The following is a 25,306-nucleotide window of genomic DNA, read 5'->3' as shown; positions in this document are numbered from 1 at the left end:
GTGTGTGGGACGTAAAGCGAAGCAGTCCCACACACCGGCCCCTCCGGCCCGTCACCGCACCCACAGCCCCGCGCAGCGGACCCCGCCCGCCGCAGGCGCAACGGCGACAAACCCCCACGGCGGGAAAGCCAAAAACGTGGGCCCAAGACAAAACGCAGCGGACAGGCTACGACGCCCCGTAAAAGAGCTCCTCCACCACGCCGCGCGCCCGCCTCGTGATACGGCGGTAGTCGTCGATCATCTCGCCGATGTGGCCCTCCTCGTAGCCGAGGTAGCGGCCCACCGCCGCCAGCTCGCGGCCGTCGACCGGGAACGTGTCGCCGGGGCGGCCCCGCACCACCATCACGGCATTGCGCACCCGCGCCGCCAGCACCCATGCCTCGTCCAGGGTCTGGGCGTCGTCCGTGCTGATCAGCCCGGCGGCGTGCGCGGCGGCCAGCGCCTCGCGGGTACGGGTGGTGCGCAGCCCGGGGACCTCCCAGCCGTGCTGCATCTGCAGCAGCTGCACCGTCCACTCGACATCGCTCAGTCCGCCGCGCCCCAGTTTGGCGTGGGTGGTCGGATCGGCGCCGCGCGGCAGCCGCTCGGCCTCCATCCGGGCCTTGAGCTTGCGGATCTCGCGGACCGCGTCCTCGCCCAGGCCCTCGGCCGGATAGCGCAGCGGGTCGATCAGCTCGGTGAACCGCTGCCCCAGCTCGGGGTCGCCCGCGACCGGTTCGGCGCGCAGCAGGGCCTGCGACTCCCACACCAGCGACCAGCGCCGGTAGTAGGCCGCGTACGAGGCGAGCGTCCGCACCAGCGGGCCCGACCTGCCCTCCGGACGCAGATCCGCGTCGATGGGCAACGGCGGGTCGGAGGAGGGGAGTTCGAGCAGCCGGCGCATCTCGTTGGCGACGGCCTGGGCGGCCTTGGCGGCCTCTTGCTCGTCGGCGCCCTCGCGCGGCTCGTGGACGAACAGGACGTCGGCGTCCGAGCCGTAGCTCAGCTCATGGCCGCCGAAGCGGCCCATGCCGATCACCGCGAAGCGGGTGGGCAGGGTGTCGCCCCACTGCGCGCGGACCGCGGCGCGCAGTGCACCGGCGAGGGTGGCGGCGTTGAGGTCGGAGACCGCGGAGCCGACGGCGTCGACGGAGTGGCCGTGATCGGTGTCCGCGGGGCTGAACTCCGTGCCGTACGCGCCGATCACATCTGCCGCTGCGGTACGGAACAGCTCTCTGCGGCGCACCCCGCGGGCCGCCGCGGCCGCCGCCTCGGCGCCGTCCGCGCGGCCGACCGCGGCCAGCACCTCCTGCTCCAGCGCGGCCCGGCCACGCGACTGCAGCCCGTCGGTGGCACCGAGCAGTGCGACCGCCTCGGGGGCGCGCAGCAGCAGATCGGGGGCCAGCCGGCCGGCCGACAGCACCCGGGCGAGGTTCTCGGCGGCCGCGCCCTCGTCGCGCAGCAGCCGCAGGTACCAGGGCGTCTTGCCGAGCGCGTCGGAGACCTTGCGGAAGTTGAGCAGTCCGGCGTCCGGGTCGGCGGAGTCCGCGAACCAGGCCAGCAGCACCGGCAGCAGGGTCCGCTGGATGGCGGCCTTGCGGGTCACGCCGGACGCCAGCGCCTCCAGATGCCGCAGCGCGGCCACCGGGTCGGCGTAGCCGAGCGCTTCGAGGCGGTGGCCGGCGGCCTTGGCGGACAGCCGGGTCTCGCCGGGCTCCAGATGGGCGACGGCATCGAGCAGTGGACGGTAGAAGAGCTTCTCGTGCAGCCGGCGCACCTCCCTGGCATGCCACCTCCACTCCTTGCGGAGGGTGTCGACCGGCTCGGTCCGCAGACCCAACGAACGTGCCAGGCGCCGCAGTTCACCCTCGTCCTCGGGCATCAGATGCGTACGGCGCATCCGGAAGAGCTGGATGCGGTGCTCCAGCGTGCGCAGAAAGCGGTAGGCGGCGTCCAGGGCCGCAGCGTCCTGACGCCCGACATAGCCGCCGGCCGCCAGCGCCGCCAGGGCGTCCAGCGTGGTGGCGCTGCGCAGGGTGGCATCGCTGCGGCCGTGCACCAACTGCAGTAGCTGGACGGCGAATTCGACATCGCGCAGTCCGCCGGGGCCGAGCTTGAGCTCCCGCTCGACCTGGGCCGCGGGGATGTTCTCGACGACCCGGCGGCGCATCTGGCGCACATCGGCGACGAAGTTCTCCCGCTCGGCGACCTCCCAGACCATCGGCGCCAGCGCCTCCACGTACTGCTGTCCAAGCTGCAGGTCACCGGCCATCGGGCGGGCCTTGAGCAGCGCCTGGAACTCCCAGGTCTTGGCCCAGCGCTGGTAGTAGGCGAGATGGCTGCTGAGGGTGCGCACCAGCGGGCCGTTGCGGCCCTCGGGGCGCAGATTGGCGTCCACCGGCCAGATCGTGCCCTCGATGGTGTTGTCCGAGCACAGGCGCATCATGCGGGCGGCGAGCCGGGTCGCGGCCTGCAGCGCCTTGGCCTCGTCCACGCCCTCCTTGGCCTCGGCGACGAAGATGACATCGACGTCGGAGACGTAGTTCAGCTCCCGGCCGCCGCACTTGCCCATGCCGATGACCGCCAGCCGGCACACCGCGGCGTCGCCGGGCGCCTCCTCGTAGCTGATCTCCAGGGCGGCCCGTACCGTGGCGGTGGCCAGGTCCGCCAGCTCCGCCGCGGCCTCGGCGACATCGGTCGTGCCGCACACATCGCGGGCGGCGATGCCCAGCAGGGAGCGGCGGTAGGCGGCACGCAGCGCATCCGCGCGCGGCCGTTCGGCGTTCGCTCCGCCCCAGATCCCCTCGGCGAGCGCCAGCTCGAACTCGGGGGTGGTGGGGTGCAGATCGACCGACTCGTAGGTGACCAGCGACTGCCAGTCGCGCGGATGCCGCACGAGGTGGTCGGCGAGCGCCTCGGAGGCGCCCAGCACCCCCAGCAGCCGGTCGCGCAGCGGTTTCGCCGCGACGACCGTGCTCAGCAGCGCCTGCTGCTCGTCCGGGTCCTGTGCCTCCACCAGCCGGACCAGGCTGTGCAGCGCCAGGTCCGGGTCCGCGGTGGCGCCCAGCGCTTCGAGCAGCACCGAGTCCTCGCGTACGGAGGCGAGTTCGGGGACTTCGAGCAGCTGCCCGGCGGCCGAGGGGTCGGTGAAACCGTGCCTCAGCAGCCGGGCGAAGGTGCTGCTCCGCCGTCCCTGCGGAGCGGGAAGTGCCATGGGTGCAGCCTCTCGGTGGCGCGGTGGCTCAGAGCACGGGCAGCATCTTGCGCAGCTCGAAGGCGGTGACCTCGGAGCGGTACTCCTCCCACTCCTGCTTCTTGTTGCGCAGGAAGAAGTCGAAGACGTGCTCGCCGAGGGTCTCGGCGACCAGTTCGCTGCGCTCCATCAGCTCGATGGCCTCGCCGAGGTTCTGCGGCAGCGGCTCGATGCCCATCGCCCGGCGCTCGGAGTCGGACAGCGCCCAGACGTCGTCATCGGCGCCGGCCGGCAGCTCGTAGCCCTCCTCGATGCCCTTGAGACCGGCCGCGAGCAGCACCGCGTACGTCAGATACGGGTTGGCGCCGGAGTCGATGGAACGGACCTCGACCCGCGTCGAGCCCATCTTGCCGGGCTTGTACATCGGGACGCGGATCAGCGCGGAGCGGTTGTTGTGGCCCCAGCAGATATAGGAGGGTGCCTCGCCGCCGGCGCCCGCGGTGCGGTTGGCGCCGCCCCAGATGCGCTTGTAGGAGTTGACCCACTGGTTGGTGACGGCGGAGATCTCGCCCGCGTGCCGCAGCAGACCGGCGATGAAGGAGCGGCCCACCTTCGAGAGCTGGTACTCGGAGCCGGACTCGTGGAAGGCGTTGCGGTCGCCCTCGAAGAGCGAGAGGTGGGTGTGCATACCGGAGCCCGGGTACTCCGAGAACGGCTTGGGCATGAAGGTCGCCTGGACCCCCTGCTCCAGCGCCACCTGCTTCATGACCAGCCGGAACGTCATGATGTTGTCGGCGGTCGAGAGGGCGTCGGCGTAGCGCAGATCGATCTCCTGCTGGCCGGGGGCGCCCTCGTGGTGGCTGAACTCCACCGAGATGCCCATCGACTCCAGCATCGTGATGGCCTGCCGGCGGAAGTCCATGCCGACGTTCTGCGGGGTGTGGTCGAAGTAGCCGGAGGAGTCGCCGGGGGTCGGCCGCCGGCCGTCCACGGGCTTGTCCTTGAGCAGGAAGAACTCGATCTCCGGGTGGGTGTAGAAGGTGAAACCGAGGTCGGAGGTCTTGGCCAGGATGCGCTTGAGGACATAGCGCGGGTCGGCGTAGGAGGGGGAGCCGTCCGGCATCAGGATGTCGCAGAACATCCGGGCGGTGCCGGGGGCCTCGGCGCGCCAGGGCAGGATCTGGAAGGTGCCGGGATCCGGCTTGGCGATCATGTCGGATTCGTACACCCGGGCGAATCCTTCGATGGCCGAGCCGTCGAAGCCGATGCCCTCGTCGAAGGCCTGCTCCAGCTCCGCGGGGGCCACCGCCACGGACTTGAGGAACCCGAGCACATCGGTGAACCACAGCCGTACGAAGCGGATGTCGCGCTCCTCGAGCGTTCGGAGCACAAACTCCTGCTGCTTGTCCATGGGTCACCAATCCTTGCAGGTCAATCGGCCTGTCCACGCGCGCCGGATCACGCGGCGTGGCACACCAGTATCACGTGAAGGGGTTACCGTCACATTACGCACCCTTGGCCTGAATCAGAACCGCCGTCCCGTAACCCTCACCCTGCATCCTTCCCGCGGCGAGCGGGCTCAGCGCAGCGGGCGGCGGCAATCGGGGGGCTTGGCCCAGTCTTGGAGCCGGCCTGAGCGGTCATTGACCCGGCGTTGAAGGGCCCGTTCCCTGACCTTCCTGATCTTTCCTCCGTCGGCCACGGACCATGAGCGGCCCGTAACGCCCCGGAACGGCGGGGAGCGGCGGGAGGCCCGGGGCCGTGGGCAACTGTCCGCGGGCACGCGGGTGGCGTGGAGTGTCAAGCGCAGGCGGGTGGTGGAAAGTTAAGCGGTGAGACCGGCGCAACGGACCGCGGGCGGCCGGCGCGGGAGCGTCCGGGCCCGGCGGCGGGCGGTGCGACGTCACTCCGTCGGCGGGCAAGCGCGGGAGAGCCATACCCCTCGGGGGTAGGGTCTGGGGAGCGAACCTCCCCCCGCGTCCGCCGGGTTCGCCGTTCCGTCGAGAGGTCCGCGATGCATGAACAGGGCAAGGCCGCCGCGTGGTGCGGCCGGCTGCTGCTGTTCACCGCGCTGATCTCCGGCCTCACCACCGTGCCTGCGTCCGGGCACCCGATGACCGGGCACGGCGGGCACGACACCCGCACATCGGCGGCCCCCGCGGCGGTCCGTCCGGCGGCACCACCGCGGCAGCCGGCGGACACCGCCAGGGCCCGGCCGTCCAGGGCCCGCGCCGACGCCCCCGGCGGCGCCATAGCCCCCGGCACCGTCTGCCGCGCCGTCCTTTCCGTCCGGGCGCTCGTCCTCCTGGTCCTCCTCGGTGCCGGTCCGCTGACCGGACGCCGGGAGACCGGCCTGCTCACGGTGCTGCGCGCCCGTCTGCTGCGCGGCCTGTGGCCGATACCCCGGCCGCCGCGCCACGAACTCCCCGCCCGACTGTCGGTGCTGCGCGTGTAGGAGCGCGCCCCCGCCGCCGACGCCCACCGGAGTCCGCGGCAGCGCCCCTCACCCCCTCCAGATCACCACCGACATCGTCACGAGGTGCTTCTCCCCATGCGTACGCACTCCCGCCGCGCCCTGCTCGGCGCGGGTATCGCCGCCGCCGGCAGCGGCCTGCTGCCCGCCTGTGCCAAGGGCACCGCCGGCTCCGGCCCGCACACCGCCATGGACGGCATGAACGGCCGGGCGCCCGCCCCCGGCCCCGACGGCCACACCCCGTCCGGCTATGTGTCCCCGGACGGCCCGGAGGTCGCCGAGGCCGAGCGCAAGCGGGGCTCGGGCCCCGTGCGGCGCTACTCGCTGACCGCCGCCGAGACCCGGATCGACCTGGGCGACCGTACCGCCAGGACCTGGGCGTACGGCGACCGGATGCCCGGCAAGGAGATGCGGGTCACCGCGGGCGACCGCATCGCGCTGACCCTCGCCAACCACCTTCCGCAGTCCACGAGCCTGCACTGGCACGGGCTGGCGGTGCGCAACGACATGGACGGCGTGCCCGGCGTGACCCAGCGCGCCATCAGGCCCGGCGCCTCGTTCGACTACCACTTCGCGGTCCCCACCGCCGGCACCCACTGGATCCATCCGCACTCCGGTATGCAGCTGGACCGCGGGCTGTACGCGCCGCTGATCGTGGAGGACCCCAGGGAGCCGCTCTCCTACGACAAGGAGTGGGTGGTCCTGCTGGACGACTGGCTCGACGGGGTGGACGGCAGCACCCCCGAAGCGGTGCTCAAGGAGCTGCACGGGGGCGTGGACCGCGGGGACATGGGCCACGGCGAGAGGGACGCGGGCCACGGCGACGGGAAGGGCGGCGGTGGCGCCCACGCCATGGGCGGCGGGGTCGTCCCCGCCGACGGCCCGTCGCGGATCCTCAGGGGCGCCCGGAGCAGGCTGCTCGGCCGCGACGCGGGCGATGTGGACCACCCGTACCACCTCGTCAACGGCCGTGCCGCCCATGACCCGCAGACCTTCCACGCCAGGCCCGGCGACCGCATCCGGATCCGTTTCATCAACGCGGGCAGCGAGACCGCCTACCGCGTCGCGCTCGGCGGCCACCGGATGACCATCACCCACACCGACGGCTTCCCCGTCGAGCACGCCGAGACCGATGCGCTGCTCCTCGGGATGGCCGAGCGCTATGACGTCCTGGTCACGGCCGGGGACGGCGTCTTCCCGCTCACCGTGCTCGCCGAGGGCAAGGGCCGCTCCGCGCTGGCCCTGCTGCGCACCGGGCGCGGTGAGGCGCCCGGCCCGTCCGCCCGGCCCGAGAACCTGTACGGCAGGCTGCTGACCGTGAACCGGCTCCGGGCCGCCGAGTCGGTACGGTCCGCGGCGCGGCGCCCCGACCGCGTCATCGACATGACCCTCACCGGCACCATGGAGAGGTACGACTGGGCGATCAACCGGAGGCCGTACACGCCCTCCCAGCGGTATGCCGTCGAGGCCGGCGAGCGGGTCCGGATCGTCTTCCGCAACCACACCAGGATGTGGCACCCGATGCATCTGCACGGCCACACCTTCGCGCTGCAGGACGGCGGCCCGCTCAAGGACACCACGATCCTGCTGCCCGGCCGCAGGGTCGCCGTCGATTTCGACGCCGACAACCCCGGGCTGTGGATGGTCCACTGCCACAACCTCTACCACTCGGAGTCCGGGATGATGACGATCATCGGCTATCGGAAGAAGTAGCGGCGCGGGCCCCGGTGGGGGGCGGGCGGCCCGCGGATCACTCCGGGGCCGCCCGTCACAGCCCCGGAGCACCGCCGGTACCCGCCCGCCCCCCATTGCGTCAGAAAGACGATTACACTGGCGGGGTGCCTCACCTTCGTCTCGCCCTCAACCAGATCGACTCCTGCGTCGGCGATCTCGCCCGAAACGCCGAGGCGATCCTGCACTGGACCCGGCACGCCGCCGGCCAGGGCGCACATCTGGTCGCGTTCCCCGAGATGGCGCTGACCGGCTATCCCGTCGAGGACCTCGCGCTGCGCCCCTCGTTCGTCGAGGCGAGCCGCGGCGCGCTGCGGACGCTGGCCGGCCGGCTGGCCGGGCAGGGCCTGGGCGACCTGCCGGTGATCGTCGGCTATCTCGACCGCGGTACGCAGGCCGAGCCGCGCTACGGCCGCCCCGCCGGCGCCCCGCAGAACGCCGCCGCCGTGCTGCACCGCGGCGAGGTCGCCCTGACCTTCGCCAAGCACCACCTTCCCAACTACGGCGTCTTCGACGAGTTCCGCTACTTCGTCCCCGGCGACACCCTGCCCGTCGTGCGGGTGCACGGGGTGGATGTCGCGCTCGCCATCTGCGAGGACCTGTGGCAGGACGGCGGCCGGGTGCCGGCGGCGCGCAGCGCGGGCGCCGGGCTGCTGGTGTCGGTCAATGCCTCGCCGTACGAGCGGGACAAGGACGACACCCGGCTGGAGCTGGTCCGCAAGCGGGCCCAGGAGGCCGGCTGCACCACCGCCTATGTGGCGATGACCGGCGGACAGGACGAGCTGGTCTTCGACGGCGACTCGATCGTCGTCGGCAAGGACGGCGGTGTGATCGCGCGGGCACCGCAGTTCAGGGAGACCTGTCTGCTGGTCGATCTGGAGCTGCCGGCCGCGGCGCCCGCGCCGCCCTCGGGCGTACTGGACGACGGGCTGCGCGTCGACCACCTCGCCCTCTCCCCCGACCCGCTGCCGCCCTGCCCTCCCAAGACCCCCGGCGATGCGGCCGTATGCCTCCCGGACCTGGAGGAGATCTACACCGCGCTGGTCACCGGCCTGCGCGCCTACGTCGTCAAGAACGGCTTTCGCAGCGTGGTGCTCGGCCTCTCCGGCGGGATCGACTCCGCGCTGGTCGCCGCCCTCGCCTGCGACGCGCTGGGGGCGGAGCACGTCCACGCCGTGGCGATGCCGTCCCGCTATTCGTCGGAGCACTCCCGCACCGACGCCGCCGAACTCGCCCGCCGTACGGGCCTGCCCTTCCGCACGGTGCCGATCGGCCCGATGTTCGACGCCTACATGGCCGCGCTGCCCCTGACCGGTCTGGCCGAGGAGAATCTGCAGTCGCGGCTGCGGGGCACCACCTTGATGGCCCTCTCCAACCAGGAGGGCCATCTGGTCCTCGCCCCCGGCAACAAGTCCGAGCTGGCGTGCGGCTATTCGACCCTCTACGGCGACTCGGTGGGCGGCTACGGCCCGATCAAGGACGTCTACAAGTCCGTCGTCTACCAGCTGGCCCGCTGGCGCAACCAGGCCGCCGCCGACCGCGGCGACACCCCGCCGATCCCGGAGAACACCCTCACCAAGCCCCCGAGCGCCGAACTGCGCCCCGGCCAGGTCGACACCGACTCCCTGCCCGACTACGACATCCTGGACCGCATCCTGGAGCTCTACGTCGACCAGGACCGCGGCCGGGAGGACATCACCGCCCAGGGCTTCGACGAGGCGCTGGTGACGCGAGTGCTGCGCATGGTCGACCACGCCGAATACAAGCGCCGCCAGTACCCGCCCGGCCCCAAGATCTCCGCAAAGGGCTTCGGCAAGGACCGCCGGCTGCCGATCACCAACCACTGGCGGGAGGGGGACTGACGGGCCGCCGGGGGCCCTGACGGGGGCAGGGCCCGGTACCGGGCGGTGGACGTCACGCGGGGCGCCGCAGGACCGGGGAGGCTCTGCGGTGCCCCGTGTGGTGTCTGCGCGGCCGCCCGCCCGTGGGTGGTCAGCCGGTGTGGCCCCCGGCCGGTACCGACGGGCCGGCCGCCGGCTCCGCGTCCGCCTCGCCGCCGCGGGCCACGATCCGCGAGGTGTCGTGGGCCCCGCGGTCCAGCAGACCGGCCACGACGGCGACGGCCAGGCCCAGGGCGGCCAGGACCGCGCCGGCCAGGGCCGGGGACGTCCAGCCCCCGCCTGCCGTCAGGACCAGACCACCGATCCAGGCGCCGCCGGCGTTGGCGAGGTTGAAGGCGGACTGGTTGGAGGCGGCGGCCAGGGTGGGGGCCTGCTGGGCCTTGTTCATGACCAGCATCTGAAGGGGGGTGGTGGTCAGGAAGCCGACGGCGCCGATGAGGACGACCGTCACCAGCGCCGCCCACTTCACCTGGGCGGTGAAGTGGAAGGCGGCGAGCACGAGGGCCAGGGCGCCCAGCGAGCCGTACAGGGTCGGGCGCAGGGCCCGGTCGGTCAGCGGGCCCGCGGCGAGTGCGCCGAGGGTCATCCCGATGCCGAAGAGCGCCAGGACCAGCGGGACCGAGCCCGCCGCGAAGCCGGTGACCTCGGTCATCATCGATGCGAGATAGCTGTAGACGGCGAAGATCCCGGCGAAGCCGAAGACGGTGGTGAGCAGGCCGAGCAGCACCTGGCGGTCGCCCAGCGCCCGTAGCTCGCGGCCCGGACCGGTGCGTTCCGCGGCCGGCAGCGGGGGGATCAGCCGGGCCAGGGAGGCCATCGCGACCACGCCGATGGCGGCCACGACGAGGAAGGTGGCGCGCCAGCCGAACTGCTGGCCCAGGAGGGTCGCGGCGGGGGCGCCGATGATGTTGGCGATGGTCAGACCGAGGAACATCGTGGCGACCGCGCGGGCCTGGCGGCCCTCGCGCACCAGCCGGGCGGCGACCACCGCGCCGATGCCGAAGAACGCGCCGTGCGGGAGACCGGCCAGCAGCCGCCCGGCGGCCAGCAGACCGAAGGTGGGGGCCAGGGCGGAGGCGAGGTTGCCGACCGTGAAGACCGCCATCAGGCACACCAGCATCCGCTTGCGCGGGATACGGGAGCCGAGGACGGTCAGGAGCGGGGCGCCGATGACGACGCCGAGGGCATAGGCGGAGACGAGGTAGCCGGCGGTGGGCACGGAGGTGCCCAGATCGTCCGCGCCGTCGGGCAGCAGGCCCATCATCACGAATTCCGTGGTGCCGATACCGAAGGCCGAGATCGCGAGTGCGAGCAGAGCCAAGGGCATGAAAGACCTTTCAAGGGTTCTGCGTGCGGCGGGCACGCAGCGCGCGGACCGTAAGTCGGTTAAGTTCTCTTACGGAACAAAGTCTCTCAGGCGCAGTATTCCGGCATGGGAACGGGGCGTGACAAGCCCGTGTCAGCTCACCGCCGGCTGTTCGCCGGCGCGGGTCAGATCTTCACCGACGCCGCGACCGGAAGGTGGTCACTGCCGGTCGCGGGCATCACCCAGGCCTTGACCGGGTCCATCCCCTTCATCATGATCTGGTCGATCCGGGCCATCGGGAACGACGCCGGCCAGCTGAAGCCGAGGCCGTCGCCCGCCGCGCCCTGGGCGGAGCGCATCTGGGAGGTGACCGGGGCCAGCGAACGGTCGTTCATGGTGCCGTTGAGGTCGCCGAGCAGCATGACCTTCTTTTCCGGGTCGGCGGAGATCGCCTTGCCCAGCGCCACGGCGCTGTCGTCGCGCTGGTTGGCGGTGAAACCCGCCTCGACCTTGACCCGTACCGACGGCAGATGCGCGACATAGACGGCGAACTTCTGGCCGTCGGCGGCGGTGACGGTGGCCCGCAGCGCGCGGGTCCAGCCCATCTTGATGTCCACCGGCTTCGCCTTGGACAGCGGGCGCTTGCTCCACAGTCCGACGGTGCCGTCGACCGCGTGGTACGGATACGCCTTCGCCAGCCCCTGCCGGTAGACGGGCAGGGCGGTGCCACTCAGCTCCTCCAGGGCCACCACATCGGCGCCGGACGCCACGATGTCCCTGGCGGTGGCCGCCGGGTCGGGGTTGTCGGCGTTGACGTTGTGCGTGGCGACCGTGAGATTGCCGCCGTTGCCGGACTTGTCGGTGATCTGCCCGCCGAAGAGGCCGACCCAGACGAAGACGGGCAGCAATAGCGCCAGCAGCGCGGTCGCCGAGCGGCGCAGCACCGCGGCGATGAGCAGCAGCGGGACGCCCAGCCCCAGCCACGGCAGGAAGGTCTCCAGCAGACTGCCCAGGTTTCCCACGGTGTTGGGGATCTGGGCATGCAGCATCATCAGCAGCCCCAGCAGGACGGTGAGCACCGCGAGTACGATGCCACGCCGCCACATGCCCTCGGGGCGCCACCAGTTCCTCAGGCGTTCGGCCCGGGAACCGGCCTGCCCGGGGTTGTGCCCCTGCCCCGGCTCCGTCATATATGCCTGCGCCATTCAGCTTCCCTCACTACCCTGCTCCGCCGCGCCTCACTTGTGGCCTTCGACCCTAGGCGATGGCCCGTAATGCGCGTTCTTAGAAGTGAGGACGGCGCGGTGACGGTTCGGGGTTCCGGCTCCGGGGCTCATGACAGCGGCTGTGACAGAACGAGCACGGTCCGGTCATATGGTGGTGCGCACCCGCGCCGTCGTGCGGGGAATCCGCCGGTGCCCAACCCCCCGGGAATCCGGCGGAGTTCAGCCCGCCACCGCGTCCGCTCCCGGCCGTACGCCCTCCAGGACCATGTCGACGATGTCCGCCGGGAGGTTCTCGGGCAGTTCCTTCCCCTCGTGGAGGAGGGCGCGGGCCAGCATCGGGCCGATGAAGAGATCGGCGAGGGTGTCCAGGTCGCGGTCGGCGCGGATCTCACCGTCCGCCATACCCCTCCGGAGTACGCCCAACAGCGCCTCATGGCGTGCCCGTACCACCGTGTCGTGGTACTGCGCCCACAGTTCGGGCTGCGCCTGCACATGGCTGACGAGGGTGCGCAGCAGTGCGGAGCCGCGCTTGGCCAGTCCGCGGCGGCGCAGGAGTTCCAGCAGCGCGACCAGGTCGTCGCGTACCGAGGCGCCGTCCAGCGGCGGGACGGGGACGTCCAGGGAGCGCATCACATCGAGCAGCAGGGCGCTCTTGCCGGGCCAGCGGCGGTAGACCGTCGCCTTGCCCACGCCCGCCTCGCGGGCGATGCGCTCCATGGACAGCTCACCTATGGAGACACCGCCCTCGATCAGGCGCAGCACGGCCTCGACGATGGCGGAGCCGGCCGCGGCGCTGCGCGGCCGGCCGCGGCGCCCGGGGGCCGCCGCCTCCGGCCGCTCCCCGGCCGCCGCCCCCTCGGAGTCCGCCGCCGCCCGGCTCATCGCTCCACGCCCGCCTTCCGCTCCTCGTGCGGCTCCGCCGCCTGCGGCGCCGGTGCCATTTTGCCCGGCAGGAATGCCACGGCCACCACGGCCCCGATCACCGCGACGGCGGCCGAGCCGAGCGCGGTGATGTGCATGGCGCGGATGAAGGCATCATCGGCCGCGGCGGTCAGCGGCCGGCCGGCCGGGCCCATCGCGGCCGCGAGAGCGTGGGTCGCCTCGACGGATTCACCGGCCGCGTGCCGGGCGGCGGCCGGCAGTCCCGGCAGTGCGTCCAGCGTGTCCTGGATGCCGTCGCGGTAGCTCGTCGACAGCAGCGAGCCGAGGACGGCGACGCCGAGGGTGCCGCCGACCTGCCGGAAGACGTTGTTGAGCGCGGAGCCGGAGCCGGCCTTCTCCCGGGGCAGCGCCTGCATGACCGCGACGGTGGCCGGCGGCATGATGTGCGCCATCCCGGTGCCCTGCAGGAAGAAGAGCGCCTCCATGATCCAGATCGGGGTGCCGGTGCCCAGCAGCAGCAGGCCCACCATGGTGTCGGCGACCACGAACATGCTGAAGGTGCACACCGCGCGGGCGCCGTAGCGTTCCACGGCCAGCCGGGCCCGCGGCGCGAAGATCATCTGGGCGGCGGCCAGCGGCAGGAACAGCAGCCCCGCCTGCAGCGGGGTGTAGCCGCGCACGCTCTGGATGTAGAAGACGGTGAAGAACGAGACGCCCATCAGCGCGAAGAAGACCAGCGCGATGGCGGCGACGGCGGCCGAGAACGCCGGCGTGCGGAAGTAGCTGATGTCGATGGACGGATGGTCGCTGCGCTTCTGGTGCACCACGAAGACGATCAGCACCACCAGACCGCCGGCGAGCGGGCCGGCCACTTGCGGGTCGGTGAAGTCGGCGAGCTGGCCGCCCTTGATGATGCCGTAGACCAGCAGCACCAGCCCCACCACGGAGAGCACCACCCCGAGCGGGTCCAGCCGGCCGGGGCGGGGGTCCCGGGAGTCGGGCACCAGGACCAGCATGGCGATCAGCGCGATCAGCACGATCGGGGCGTTGATCATGAAGACCGAGCCCCACCAGAAGCGGGCGAGCAGCAGACCGCCGGCGATCGGGCCGACCGCGATGGCCAGCCCCACCCCGCCGGCCCAGACGCCGATCGCCTTGGGCTGCTCCTCGCGCTCGAAGACGTTCATCAAGATGGCGAGGGTGGCCGGCATGACCAGGGCGCCGCCCAGGCCCATGACGGCGCGGAAGGCGATCAGTTCGGCGGGTGACTGGGAGACGCCTGCGAACACCGACCCGGCGCCGAACACGGCCAGGCCGACGAGCAGCACCTTCTTGCGGCCGAGACGGTCGCCGAGCAGGCCCGCGGTGAACAGCAGACCGGCGAAGACCAGCGTGTAGGAGTTGATCGCCCACTCCAGCTCGCTCTGCGTGGCGCCGAGGCCGACGGGAGCCGGGGTCGCGATCGTCTTCATGGCGACGTTGAGGATCGAGTTGTCCAGCACCACGATCAGCAGGCTGAGCATGAGGGTGGACAGGATCACCCAGCGGCGGCGGTGGATGCGGTCCGGGATCTCTCGGGCCGGCGGTGCGCCCGGAGTGCTGGAGGAGGTGGCCATGCCGGCACCCTACGACGGTATCGATACGGGACCGTTCCGTATCGATAAGCCGCGCGGCGGGTCCCTTCTCCTGGGTGAAGGGACCGGTCTCCTGGGTGAAGGGACCGGTCACGTCCGCTCCCCTTTTCCTTTGGGTGCGGGCCGTGCCAGCATGGAGGGAAGTCCGGGGACACCGTTCAGGGTGCCTCGAGATGACGAACAGGAGCCGTCACCATGACGCAGCTTTCGCCTGCCCAGAAGCCGGTCGCCAAGTCGCTGTACGGCGGCACGGGCTCGCGGCGGATCACCGTCCGCGACATCGCCGCCGCCAAGGAGCGCGACGAGAAGTGGCCGATGCTCACCGCCTACGACGCGATGACCGCCTCCGTCTTCGACGAGGCGGGAATCCCGGTCCTGCTCGTCGGTGACTCGATGGGCAACTGTCACCTCGGTTACGAATCCACCGTGCCGGTCACCATGGACGAGATCACCCTGCTGTCCGCGGCGGTCGTCCGGGGCACCAAGCGCGCCCTCATCGTCGGCGATCTGCCGTTCGGCTCGTACCAGGAAGGCCCGGTGCAGGCGCTGCGCAACGCCACCCGGCTGGTCAAGGAAGCGGGAGTGGGCGCCGTCAAGCTGGAGGGCGGTGAGCGCTCCGCCGACCAGGTGGAGCTGCTGGTCTCGTCCGGCATTCCGGTGATGGCGCACGTCGGGCTCACCCCGCAGTCGGTCAACGCCTACGGCGGCTACCCCGTACAGGGCCGCGGCGAGGAGGCCGCCCAGCAGCTGCTGCGGGATGCGAAGGCGGTGCAGGACGCCGGTGCTTTCGCGGTCGTCCTGGAGGCCGTACCGGCGGAGCTGGCCGCCGAGGTCACCCGTTCGCTGTACATCCCGACCGTCGGCATCGGCGCGGGCCTGGAGTGTGACGCCCAGGTGCTGGTGTGGACCGACATGGCCGGCCTGACCGCCGGCCGGGTACCGAAGTTCGTCAAGCAGTACCTCCGGATGCGGGAGCTGCTCGGCGGCGCGGCCAAGGCGTTCGCCGAGGACGTCGTCGGTGGCAGCTTCCCGGCGCAGGAGCACACCTTCCACTAGGGTCTGTCTTCGCCTTCCCGTCTCCTCACCCTCCCGTCTCCTCACCCTCCCGTCTCCTCACCCTCCCGTCTCCTCGCTCACGGTCCGAGCGGGTGAGTGTGCCGGTCCGGGCGCACCACGACGCGCCAGGGCCACGCGTACGGTGACGCACGCGAGGCCTTCTCCTGATGCAGCTGCCCGGTCGCTGCTGATCCGGGAAGGCCTCGCTGCGTCCCGCCCTCGCGGCGCGCCGTGGACCCGGACACCGCGAAACGGCTCACCCGGGTTCCGCTGCGGGAGCCGGAAAAGTCCGGACGGCGATGTCGAGAATCCGTGACCGGCTCCGTCCCCGCAGTGAATGCGACCGCAAGGGGCCGCACCAGCACCGAGGAGAACCACCATGGCCAAGTACTTGCTGCTCAAGCACTACCGCGGCGCTCCGGCTCCGGTCAACGACGTGCCCATGGACCGGTGGACGCCGGAGGAGATCTCGGCACACATGCAGTACATGCAGGACTTCGCGGCCCGGCTCGAAACGACCGGCGAGTTCGTCGACGGTCAGGCGCTCGCCCCCGAGGGGACGTTCGTCCGGTACGACGGCGAGGGCCGCCCGCCGGTCACCGACGGCCCGTTCGCCGAGACCAAGGACCTCATCGCCGGCTGGATGGTGATCGACGTCGACAGCTACGAGCGCGCCGTCGAGCTGGCCGGAGAGCTGTCGGCCGCCCCGGGGGCGGGCGGGAAGCCGATCCACGAGTGGCTGGAGCTGCGCCCGTTCCTGTCCGCGCCGCCCACCATCACGGAGTGACCTCTCCGGTGAACGAGGTTCTGCTCCGAAGCCTCACACCGAGCGTGCTCGCGATCCTCGTCCGCCGCGGAGCCGGCTTCGCGGCGGCCGAGGACGCCGTGCAGGACGCACTCATCGAGGCGGTCCGCGTCTGGCCGGCCGAGCAGCCACGGGACCCGAAGGGCTGGCTGGTCACCGTGGCCTGGCGCAAGTTCCTCGACGCGACCCGGGCGGACGCGGCCCGCCGCCGGCGTGAGGTCCTCGTCGACGAGGAGCCGGCACCCGGGCCCGTGCCCGCGGTGGACGACACACTCCAGCTCTACTTCCTGTGCGCCCACCCGTCGCTGACGCCGTCGTCCGCGGTGGCGCTCACGCTGCGCGCCGTCGGCGGGCTGACCACCCGTCAGATCGCGCAGGCCTACCTGGTGCCCGAGGCGACCATGGCGCAGCGGATCAGCCGGGCCAAGCGCACCGTCTCCGGCGAGGGGGTATCCCCTGCTCGAGCGAAGCCGGGAGCTCGGGGACGGTTCGAGCGGCCCGGCGATGTCGCCACCGTGCTGCGCGTCCTCTACCTGGTCTTCAACGAGGGCTACTCCGGCGACGTCGACCTCGCCGCCGAGGCCATCCGGCTCACCCGGCAGCTCGCGGCCGCGATCGACCACCCCGAGGTGGCGGGGCTGCTCGCCCTCATGCTGCTCCACCACGCCCGGCGCGCCGCCCGGACCGCGCCCGACGGCAGCCTGGTGCCGCTCGCCGAGCAGGACCGCGGCCGGTGGGACACCGCGGCGGTCGCCGAGGGCGTCGCGATCCTGCAAGGGGCCCTCGCCCGCGACCGGCTGGGCGAGTTCCAGGCCCAGGCCGCCATCGCGGCACTCCATGCCGACGCGCCCACCGCCGAGGAGACCGACTGGGTGCAGATCGTCGAGTGGTACGACGAGCTGGCGCGCCTGACCGACAGCCCGGTCGTCCGGCTCAACCGCGCGGTGGCCGTCGGCGAGGCCGACGGACCGCGCGCCGGCCTGGCGGCGCTCGCGGCACTGGACGACTCTTCCCCAAGCTCTTCGAGCAGGGGATACCCCGTGCCGCGTCATGACGCGGTGGCGGCGTACCTCCACGAGCGCGGCGGCGACCTGGCGACGGCGGCACGGCTGTACGCCGAGGCGGCCCGGAAGGCGCCCAACCTCGCCGAGCGCGACCACCTGACCCGCCAGGCCGCCCGGCTCAACGCCCGCGGGGGGCGCTGACGTCCGCGCTCAGGTTTCCCGCGGCACCTGGCACGGCCCCCGGCCGGAGCGGTCGCCGCACAGTGAAGTGAGGAGGCGGGCCGGGACCGGCCGCACGACGTGTCGCCGGCGGCTTCGGCCCTGCGCCAAAGCCGCGCTCAAAGACCGTCTCGCGGCCGGCGCCGCGCCGTACCCGGACGGACGGTGTCGGCACGCTGTCAGCCCTGCCCGGTGCCGGCGCGCTGTCAGCCCTGCCCGTCGCACCGTGGCCGGTATTCATCGCCTGTCGGCGGGCTGTCGGCGGGCTGTCGGTGGCGGCTGGCACCTTGGGGGCATGACGCGACAGACGATAACCACCAAGGGCGGCAACGCCGTGGAGGTGCGCGGTCTGGTCAAGCACTTCGGCGCGGTCAAGGCCGTCGACGGGGTGGACCTGGACGTGAAGGAAGGCACCGTGCTCGGTGTGCTGGGCCCCAACGGCGCCGGCAAGACGACGCTCGTACGGTGCCTGTCCACCCTCCTTGTGCCGGACGCCGGCAGCGCCGTCGTGGCCGGCTTCGACGTGGTGCGCCAGCCCCGCGCGCTGCGCCGCACCATCGGCCTGACCGGGCAGTACGCCTCGGTCGACGAAAAGCTCTCCGGCTGGGAGAACCTCTACATGATCGGGCGGCTGCTCGATCTGCCCCGCAAGGAGGCCCGCCGGCGCGCGGACGAGATGCTGGAGCGGTTCTCGCTGACCGAGGCGGCCAAGCGGCCCGCGGCCAAGTACTCCGGCGGTATGCGCCGCCGGCTCGACCTGGCCGCCTCGATGATCGGCCGCCCAGCGGTCCTCTACCTGGACGAGCCGACCACCGGCCTCGACCCCCGCACCCGTAACGAGGTGTGGGCGGAGGTCCAGCGGATGGTCAGCGAGGGCGCGACGGTGCTGCTGACCACTCAGTACATGGAAGAGGCCGAGCAGTTGGCCGACGAGCTGACGGTCATCGACCGTGGCCGGGTGATCGCCGAGGGCCGGGTGGACGAACTCAAGGCCAAGGTCGGCGGGCGGACCCTGCAGATCCGGCCATCGGACCCCGGCGAGCTGGACCGGATGACGGGCGCCATCGCCCGCGCCGGTCTGGACGGCATCGCGGGCGCCACGGCCGACCACGACGGCGGGGTGGTCAACGTACCGATCATCAGCGACGAGCAGCTGACCGCGGTGGTCACCGTGCTCGGCCGGGAGGGCATCGCGCTCGCCGGGATCAGCACCCATCTGCCCAGCCTGGACGAGGTGTTCCTGGCCATCACCGGTCAGAAGACCTCCGAGGCCGCCGCGGCATCCGAGGACGACAGGGACCAGCAGTACGCGGAGGTATCGGCATGAGTGCCGCGACGATGACGGCGCCCCGGGTGAAGGCCGGCGCCGACGAGGGCCGGATCGGTCTGCGCGCCAACCTGCGGCACATCGGTGCGCTGGTGCGGCGCAACGCCCTGCAGATCAAGCAGGACCCGGAGTCGATGTTCGACGCCCTGCTGATGCCGGTCATCTTCATCCTGCTGTTCACCTACGTCTTCGGCGGCGCGATCGCCGGCAAGGGCAACCAGCACGAATACATCCAGCATCTGGTGCCCGGCATGATGGCGATGATGGGCATGAACATCGCCATGGCGGTGGGCTCGGGCGTCAACGAGGACTTCCGCAAGGGCGTGATGGACCGCTTCCGGACGATGCCCATCGCCCGGTCCTCGGTCCTGATAGCCAAGATCGTGGTCGAGATCGGCCGGATGCTGATCGCCATCGCGATCCTGCTCGGCATGGGCTTTCTGCTGGGCCTGGAGGTCCGGGGCAGCATCCTGGCGTTCCTCGGTTCGATCGTGCTGTCCACGGTCTTCGGCGCCGCCCTGATGTGGATCTTCATCCTGCTGGGGCTCGCCCTGAAGACCCCGCAGGCGGTGCAGGGCGTGGCGATGCTGGTGCTGATGCCGCTGCAGTTCGGCTCGTCGATCTTCGCGCCGACGACGTCGATGCCCGGCTGGCTGGAGGGCTTCACCGAGGTCAACCCGCTCTCCAACCTGGCGGACGCGGCCCGCGCCCTGATCAACGGGCAGGGCGCGGTGGCCCATCCGACGCTGGTCACCCTCGGCTGGGCGGTCGCCATCACGGCCGTCACCATGCCGCTCGCGGTGGCGAAATTCCGCAACAAGACCTGACGCGCGTCCCGCAGGGGGCTTCCCTGCGGGACGGCCTTTCGCCCGGCTCGCGTCAGATGAGGGCGGTGGCCTCTCCGAGGGTGAGACCACCGCCTTCGGCGTATGCCTGTGCATAGGCCGTATCGCCCAGCAGCGCCCGCGCGGCCGCTTCGGTACGGGCCCGGTCGTCGCGGATGATGCGCGGCGGAACATGGCTGGTCGCCCACAGCGCGTCGTACGCCCCCACCAGGCGCGCCGCGTCCCGACCCGCCGGCGCACCGCGCACCGCCATCACCACCCGTGCTCCGGTCAGGAGCTGCACCACCGGAAGGTCCGGCGCCACCATGTGTGTCAGGGAGTCCTGCATGCTGTCCATGACCGTCCGGAACCTCGCCAGCAGCTCCTCGTCGCGGTGGCCCTCGTCCAGGTCCAGCGAGATCAGCAACGACTCCAGCATCCCGGCGAACAGGTCCGGGGCGCGCGGGGCGAAGAGCTCGCGCACCCGGTGCAGTTCCGCCCGCGCCTCCCGGCGCTGCCCCTTCAGCGCCAGCCACATCCCGAGGGTCAGCCGGACGAACGGTTCGGTGTCCCGCCCGTTGTTGCCCTTCACCGCTTCGGCCAGCACCTCGCGCAGCAGCCGCTCGCCGGTCTCGGTCTGGCCGTCCTCGATCAGTACGGCACCCAGCCGGCAGCGCAGCATCAGGGTCTGGCCGTGCGCCCCCAGGTTCTCGGCGTGCACCATCGCCGCCCGGTAGTCGCGCGCGGCCGCCGCGTACGCGCCCCGCTTCTCATGGGTTTCGGCGCGTCCCGACAGCGCCTCGGCCGCGCCCCACACGTCGCCGAGCCGGAGGAAGGTCCGCAGCGCCTCGTCGGCGTCGCGGGACGCCTGCGCCAGCCCGCCGGGACGCTCGTTGAGGACCTTCGAGCGCAGCTGCAGGAGGTAGGCGAGTTCCCATTCGTAGCCGAAGTCGCGGCAGGCCTGCACCGCGCTGCCGACCTGCTCCGCCAGCTCGTCGATCCGCCCGGTGAACAGCACCGCGAAGTACCACAGTGCACCGGGCACCTTGCAGGTCTGCGGCATGCCGCTGCGGTAGACGGTGAGCATGCCGGCCAGCTCCTCCTGGACCGCCGGCTCGCGCAGCGCCTCGATATCGCTGTCCCTGCTGGTGAGCGCGACCAGCCGGACCTCGCGGCGGGCCTCCTTCAGCTGGTCGGGAGCCATCGGCGGTGGTGTGTCGATGGGTCTCTCGTGCAGGTCGGGGGCCGGTTCGGCGGGCGGGGCGAAGGGGTTGGGGCCGAGCGCGCCGGCCGCCGTCGCCCAGTGGCGGGCGTCACTGCGGTGATCGCGCAGCGACCAGAACCACTGCAGCGACAGCACCAGGCACAGCGCCTCCTGCTCGTCGCGCGCGGCCAGGGCGCGGCGCAGCGCGGTGCGCAGATTGTCGTGCTCCAGCTCCAGTCGCTCCATGGCGCAGCGCTGGCCGGGGCCCCGCAGCAACGGGTCGGTGGTACGGGCCAGTTCGCGGTAGGCGACGAGATGGCGGCGCTCGGTCCCGGGCCGCTCCCCCGCCTCGTCCAGCCGCTCTCCGGCGTACTCCGCCACCGTCTCCAGCAGCCGGTAGCGCATCTGCCCGCCGGTGCGAGCGCCGGTCCCCCCTTCACCGGCGCGGCGCGGGCCGCGCCCCTCGCCGGCCGGGGCCGCCACCACCAGCGACTTGTCGATCAGCGAGCCGAGCAGCCCGGCCACCTCGCGTCCGTCGACGCCCCCGCCCGCGCACACCTCTTCCGCGGCGGTCAGATCGCAGCCGCCGGCGAAGACGGACAGCCGGCGCAGCACCGCCCGCTCGGGCTCGTCGGTCAGATCCCAGGACCAGTCGACGACCGCGCGCAGCGTCTGCTGCCGGGGCAGTACGGTCCGGCTGCCGCTGGTCAGCAGCCGGAAGCGGTCGTCGAGCCGGTCGGCGAGCTGGCGCGGGGAGAGCAACCGCAGCCGGGCCGCGGCGAGTTCGATGGCCAGCGGCAGTCCGTCCAGCCGGCGGCAGATCTCGGTGCAGGCCGCGGCGGTTTCCTCGTCGGCGTCGGCCCGGAAGTCGGGGCGGGCGGCGGCCCCGCGGTCGGCGAGCAGCCGCAGCGCGACCGGGTCCGGCAGCGGCTCGACCGGCCGCAGCACCTCGCCCGGTACGGCCAGCGGCTCCCGGCTGGTGGCCAGCACCGTCACCCCGGGGCAGTCGGCGAGCAGCCGCTCGGCGAGCTCGGCGGCGGCGCCGATCACATGCTCGCAGTTGTCGAGGACGAGCAGCATCCGGCGCCCCGCGCAGTGCTCGGCGAGCCGGCCGAGCGGGTCCAGGGCGGTCGGGTCGGCGGCGGCGCGCAGGCCGTCCGCGGTGGTGCCGCGGACGACGGTCTCACGGGCGCCGAGCGCGGTCAGCACCGCCTCGGGCACGGTCTGCGGATCGTCCACCGGTGCCAGTTCGGCCAGCCATACGCCGTGCGGCCAGGCGTCCGGCAGCGCCGCCGCCGCGCTCTCGGCGCCCTCCTGCGACAGCCGTGTCTTGCCGGCGCCGCCGGGGCCCAGCAGCGTCACCAGCCGGTGCCGGGCCAGATCGGCGCGGATCGCGGCCAGCTCGGTGTCCCGCCCGACGAAGGAGGTGAGCCGGGCACGGAGGTTGCCGGGGCGGGGGTGGGGCGGAGTGAGGTAGGGGGCGGGGACGGCGGTGTGGGCAAGGCCGGTGCCGGGCCAGGGCGCGGGGGTGGCGTGGGCGGGGCCGGTGGCGTGCGGCGTTCCCGTGCCGGGCGGGGTCGCGGTGCCGAATGTGGCCGCCGTGCCGAGTGTGGCCGCCGTGCCGAGTGTGGCCGCCGTGCCGGGCGATGCATCAGCGCCGTACGGGATGCCGCTGCCGTACGGGGCGAGCGCGACTGCCGGCGCCGGAGGGAGATACGGATGCGGATGCGGCGGCTCCGGCTCCGGCGGCCGCAGCAGTTCCGCGTGCAGGGTGCGCAGTTCCGGGCCGGGGTCGGCGCCGAGGCGGTCGGCAAGGCCGGTGCGTATCTCCTCGTAGGCCGCCAGCGCCTCGGCCGTGCGCCCCGTGGCGCGCAGCGCACGCAGCCGCAGGGCCTGGAGGGGCTCGTCCAGCGGATGGTCCTGGCACAGCGCGAGGAGGGTGGGCAGCGCCCGGTCGGCCCGGCCGAGGGCGAGGTCGGCGGCGAGGCGGCTGCGCTGGGCGTCCAGACGGCGGCTCTCGGCTCGGGCCGCCTCGGCGCCCGCGTCCGGGAGATCGGCGAGCGCCGGGCCGCGCCAGAGCGCCAGGGCGTCGTCGAGCAGGGCGGCGGCGCCGGCCGGGTCCGCGGTGAGCGCCCGGCCGCCCTCGGCCGTGAGCCGTTCGAAGCGGTGCAGATCGACGGCGTCGGGCTCGGCGCACAGCCGGTAGCCGCCGTCGGCCAAGGCGACCGCGGCGTGCCCCAGTGCACGGCGCAGCCGGCCGACCAGCGCCTGCAGCGCACCGGTCGCGTCGGCGGGCGGGTCCAGGCCCCAGATGTCGGCGATCAGCACGTCCGGGGACAGCGCCCGGCCGGGGCGCAGCGCGAGGGCGGTGAGCAACGCGCGCAGGCGTGGCCCGCCGAGCGCGACGGGGGTTCCGTCGGGCCGGTCGGCCTGGGTGGTGCCGAGAATTCCGTAGCGCACCGGCCCATTGTCGTCCAAAGCCGGAACTCCCCGGGCACCGAGCGTCGTTTTCGGGGTCACGGGCCCTGGGCAGGGGTCCGTGAACGGGCCCGTCGGCACGCAACCGTGCGCCGGCCGCCGTGACGCGGTTACGGTCATGGCTGCCCCTCACCAGACACCCGGGAGCCCCGCACCATGACCACAGCAATCCGACGCGCCGACCGCCGCATCAGCCCGGTCTTCCTCGCGCTCGTCGCCGTCATGGCGGTGTCGGGATGGGCGGTGTGGAGCGGAGCGCTCGCGCCGTACACCGGCGTCGCGGTGTTCTGCTTCGTGGTGTCCGGCTGGGTGGTGTCGCTGTGCATGCACGAGTACGCCCACGCCCGCACCGCGCTGCACAGCGGCGATATCTCGGTGGAGGCCAAGGGCTATCTGACGCTGAACCCGCTGAAGTACACCCATGCGCTGCTCAGCATCGTGCTGCCGGTGGTCTTCGTGATCATGGGCGGGATCGGGCTGCCGGGCGGCGCGGTGTTCATCGAGCGGGGCCGTATCCAGGGGCGCTGGCGGCACAGCCTGATCTCGGCGGCCGGGCCGCTGACGAACATCGTCTTCGCGGCGGTGTGCACGGCGCCGTTCTGGCTGCACGGGCTCGCGGGCGTGCCCGCTCCGTTCCGTTTTGCGCTGGCGTTCCTGGCACTGCTGCAGGTGACCGCCGCGATCTTGAACTTTGTGCCGGTGCCGGGCCTGGACGGCTACGGGGTGATCGAGCCGTGGCTGTCGCACAAGCTGCGGCGGCAGGTGGAGCCGTTCGCGCCGTTCGGACTGCTGGCGGTCTTCGGGCTGCTGTGGGTCCCGGAGATCAACCAGGTGTTCTTCGGTCTGGTGGACACGATCCTGCGCGGCCTGGGCGTCTCCGCGCTCGACACCTACCTCGGCCAGGAATTCTTCCGCTTCTGGCAGGGCGAGCCGCAGCTGTCGCAGACCGGCGGCCTCTTCTGACGGCTCCGGCTCAGCCGGCCTGCTGCGCCCGCTGGAGCTTCGCCTTGCGGACGTAGAACCACGCCATGTTGCTGGAGATGCCCGCCAGCAGGATCCAGACGATGCCGAAGAAGCTGCCCGCGACGAACGCGACGACGGCCGCGGCGACGGCGAGGACACACACCGCAAGGGCCATGAGAGCGAGGCGGCGGTCCGGGCCGGGCGGGGGCAAGAGGGGCATGGGAGCGGCTCCTGTCGACAGTGGTGCGGTCCTCCCCAGTGTCCCCCATGCCCCGTGTGCACCGTTCAGCGGTCCGCCGGCAACGGCCGCCGCCCCGGGTGTACGGCTCAGACGTCGGTGAGGCGCAGGCCCGCGTGCGCCTTGTAGCGCCGGTTGACCGAGATCAGGTTGGCGACCAGCGACTCGACCTGGTGGGCGTTGCGCAGCCGGCCGGCGAAGACGCCGCGCATGCCGGGGATACGGGCGGCCAGCGCCTGCACCAGGTCGGTGTCGGCGCGGGATTCGCCGAGCACCATCACATCGGTGTCGATCTGCTCGGTCTGCGGGTCCTGGAGCAGCACCGCGGACAGATGGTGGAAGGCGGCGGTGACCCGCGAATCGGGCAGCAGGGCCGCGGCCTGCTCGGCGGCACTGCCCTCCTCGGGCTTGAGCGCGTAGGCGCCCTTCTTGTCGAAGCCGAGCGGGTTGACGCAGTCGATGACGAGCTTGCCGGCCAGCTCCTCGCGGAGCGCCTCCAGGGTCTTGGCGTGGCCCTCCCACGGCACGGCGACGATCACGACATCGCTGCGCCGGGCACAGTCGGCGTTCGCCTCGCCCTCGATGCCCAGGCCGAGTTCACCGGCGGCGGTCCGGGCGCGCTCGACGGCCCGGGAGCCGATGATCACCTTCTGGCCGGACCGGGCGAGCCGGTAGGCCAGGCCGCGGCCCTGGTCACCGGTGCCGCCGAGGACACCGACCACCAGGCCGGAGACATCCGGGAGGTCCCAGGGATCGCGTCGGAGGGCGGCCTTCGCACGGGTCGCGGCGTTCGGGGACAGCGCATCGTCAGGAGTAGTCATGACAGCGATCCTGTCACGCAGTGACGGCGAGCTGGTCATGCC

The 25,306-nt window shown here is 72.5% G+C and carries 18 protein-coding genes; 9 read left to right on the top strand and 9 right to left on the bottom strand.

All coding sequences use genetic code 11. The features are described 5' to 3' along the window. Positions 1–166 precede the first annotated feature (166 nt). Positions 167–3,193 carry a bifunctional [glutamine synthetase] adenylyltransferase/[glutamine synthetase]-adenylyl-L-tyrosine phosphorylase gene (locus tag ACWGJY_RS32360; RefSeq protein ID WP_453264433.1) on the bottom strand — a complete coding sequence of 1,009 codons (3,027 nt, stop codon included), beginning with the start codon at positions 3,191–3,193 and terminating at the stop codon, positions 167–169. Positions 3,194–3,221: 28 nt separating this feature from the next. Beyond that, positions 3,222–4,583, bottom strand: coding sequence for a type I glutamate--ammonia ligase (gene glnA, locus ACWGJY_RS32355; protein ID WP_189102998.1), 1,362 nt, complete (start codon positions 4,581–4,583; stop codon positions 3,222–3,224). Positions 4,584–5,186: 603 nt separating this feature from the next. On the opposite strand from glnA, the gene ACWGJY_RS32350 reads away from it, so the two are divergent. From ACWGJY_RS32350 to ACWGJY_RS32340, 3 genes are all read left to right on the top strand, one after another. Further along, positions 5,187–5,627 carry a hypothetical protein gene (locus ACWGJY_RS32350; protein ID WP_453264432.1) on the top strand — a complete coding sequence of 147 codons (441 nt, stop codon included), beginning with the start codon at positions 5,187–5,189 and terminating at the stop codon, positions 5,625–5,627. A gap of 96 nt (positions 5,628–5,723) precedes the next feature. Next, positions 5,724–7,358 (top strand): multicopper oxidase family protein, encoded by a 1,635-nt coding sequence (locus ACWGJY_RS32345; RefSeq protein ID WP_453264431.1) that lies wholly within the window; start codon positions 5,724–5,726, stop codon positions 7,356–7,358. Between the two features lie 125 nt (positions 7,359–7,483). Further along, positions 7,484–9,238 carry an NAD+ synthase gene (locus ACWGJY_RS32340; RefSeq protein WP_453264430.1) on the top strand — a complete coding sequence of 585 codons (1,755 nt, stop codon included), beginning with the start codon at positions 7,484–7,486 and terminating at the stop codon, positions 9,236–9,238. Between the two features lie 130 nt (positions 9,239–9,368). Here ACWGJY_RS32340 and ACWGJY_RS32335 read toward each other — a convergent pair whose 3' ends face one another. From ACWGJY_RS32335 to ACWGJY_RS32320, 4 genes are all read right to left on the bottom strand, one after another. Then, a complete protein-coding gene (locus ACWGJY_RS32335; protein WP_453264429.1) occupies positions 9,369–10,604 on the bottom strand; it encodes an MFS transporter in 1,236 nt (411 codons plus the stop codon). A 164-nt stretch (positions 10,605–10,768) separates the two neighbouring features. Then, positions 10,769–11,773, bottom strand: a complete 1,005-nt coding sequence (locus tag ACWGJY_RS32330; RefSeq protein ID WP_453264436.1) for an endonuclease/exonuclease/phosphatase family protein — start codon at positions 11,771–11,773, stop codon at positions 10,769–10,771. A gap of 255 nt (positions 11,774–12,028) precedes the next feature. Beyond that, complete coding sequence (locus ACWGJY_RS32325; RefSeq protein WP_453264428.1) at positions 12,029–12,691, bottom strand: TetR/AcrR family transcriptional regulator; 663 nt, start codon at positions 12,689–12,691, stop codon at positions 12,029–12,031. Beyond that, positions 12,688–14,307, bottom strand: a complete 1,620-nt coding sequence (locus ACWGJY_RS32320; RefSeq protein ID WP_453264427.1) for an MFS transporter — start codon at positions 14,305–14,307, stop codon at positions 12,688–12,690. The genes ACWGJY_RS32325 and ACWGJY_RS32320 overlap by 4 nt, the downstream gene beginning before the upstream one ends. Before the next feature lie 213 nt (positions 14,308–14,520). Between ACWGJY_RS32320 and panB the strand changes: the two genes are divergently transcribed. The 5 genes from panB to ACWGJY_RS32295 all read left to right on the top strand — a co-directional run bounded on the left by panB (position 14,521) and on the right by ACWGJY_RS32295 (position 19,563). Further along, positions 14,521–15,381, top strand: coding sequence for a 3-methyl-2-oxobutanoate hydroxymethyltransferase (gene panB, locus ACWGJY_RS32315; protein WP_453264426.1), 861 nt, complete (start codon positions 14,521–14,523; stop codon positions 15,379–15,381). 379 nt (positions 15,382–15,760) lie between these two features. Continuing rightward, positions 15,761–16,168: a YciI family protein gene (locus ACWGJY_RS32310; RefSeq protein ID WP_453264425.1), complete on the top strand. Its 408-nt coding sequence runs from the start codon at positions 15,761–15,763 to the stop codon at positions 16,166–16,168. 8 nt (positions 16,169–16,176) lie between these two features. Continuing rightward, positions 16,177–17,391, top strand: a complete 1,215-nt coding sequence (locus ACWGJY_RS32305; protein ID WP_453264435.1) for an RNA polymerase sigma factor — start codon at positions 16,177–16,179, stop codon at positions 17,389–17,391. Positions 17,392–17,704: 313 nt separating this feature from the next. After that, positions 17,705–18,736, top strand: a complete 1,032-nt coding sequence (locus tag ACWGJY_RS32300) for an ATP-binding cassette domain-containing protein (protein WP_453264424.1) — start codon at positions 17,705–17,707, stop codon at positions 18,734–18,736. Further along, positions 18,733–19,563: an ABC transporter permease gene (locus ACWGJY_RS32295; protein WP_453264423.1), complete on the top strand. Its 831-nt coding sequence runs from the start codon at positions 18,733–18,735 to the stop codon at positions 19,561–19,563. Before ACWGJY_RS32300 ends, ACWGJY_RS32295 begins: the two co-directional genes overlap by 4 nt. Before the next feature lie 52 nt (positions 19,564–19,615). Here the strand turns inward: ACWGJY_RS32295 and ACWGJY_RS32290 are convergent, their stop codons facing one another. Further along, positions 19,616–23,242 carry an AfsR/SARP family transcriptional regulator gene (locus ACWGJY_RS32290; protein WP_453264422.1) on the bottom strand — a complete coding sequence of 1,209 codons (3,627 nt, stop codon included), beginning with the start codon at positions 23,240–23,242 and terminating at the stop codon, positions 19,616–19,618. A 156-nt stretch (positions 23,243–23,398) separates the two neighbouring features. Between ACWGJY_RS32290 and ACWGJY_RS32285 the strand changes: the two genes are divergently transcribed. Continuing rightward, positions 23,399–24,205 (top strand): site-2 protease family protein, encoded by an 807-nt coding sequence (locus ACWGJY_RS32285; RefSeq protein WP_453264421.1) that lies wholly within the window; start codon positions 23,399–23,401, stop codon positions 24,203–24,205. 10 nt (positions 24,206–24,215) lie between these two features. On the opposite strand, the gene ACWGJY_RS32280 is transcribed toward ACWGJY_RS32285, so the two are convergent. Continuing rightward, the gene (locus ACWGJY_RS32280) at positions 24,216–24,425 is read right to left on the bottom strand and encodes a hypothetical protein (protein ID WP_453264420.1); all 210 of its coding nucleotides are present in this window, start codon (positions 24,423–24,425) and stop codon (positions 24,216–24,218) included. A 107-nt stretch (positions 24,426–24,532) separates the two neighbouring features. Beyond that, the gene (gene npdG, locus ACWGJY_RS32275) at positions 24,533–25,264 is read right to left on the bottom strand and encodes an NADPH-dependent F420 reductase (protein ID WP_453264419.1); all 732 of its coding nucleotides are present in this window, start codon (positions 25,262–25,264) and stop codon (positions 24,533–24,535) included. Between the last annotated feature and the right edge of the window lie 42 nt (positions 25,265–25,306).

It is taken from the genome of Streptomyces sp. NPDC054765, assembly GCF_053612065.1.
Note: the sequence above shows the minus strand (reverse complement) of the source record. Positions and strands in the feature narration are given on the sequence as shown.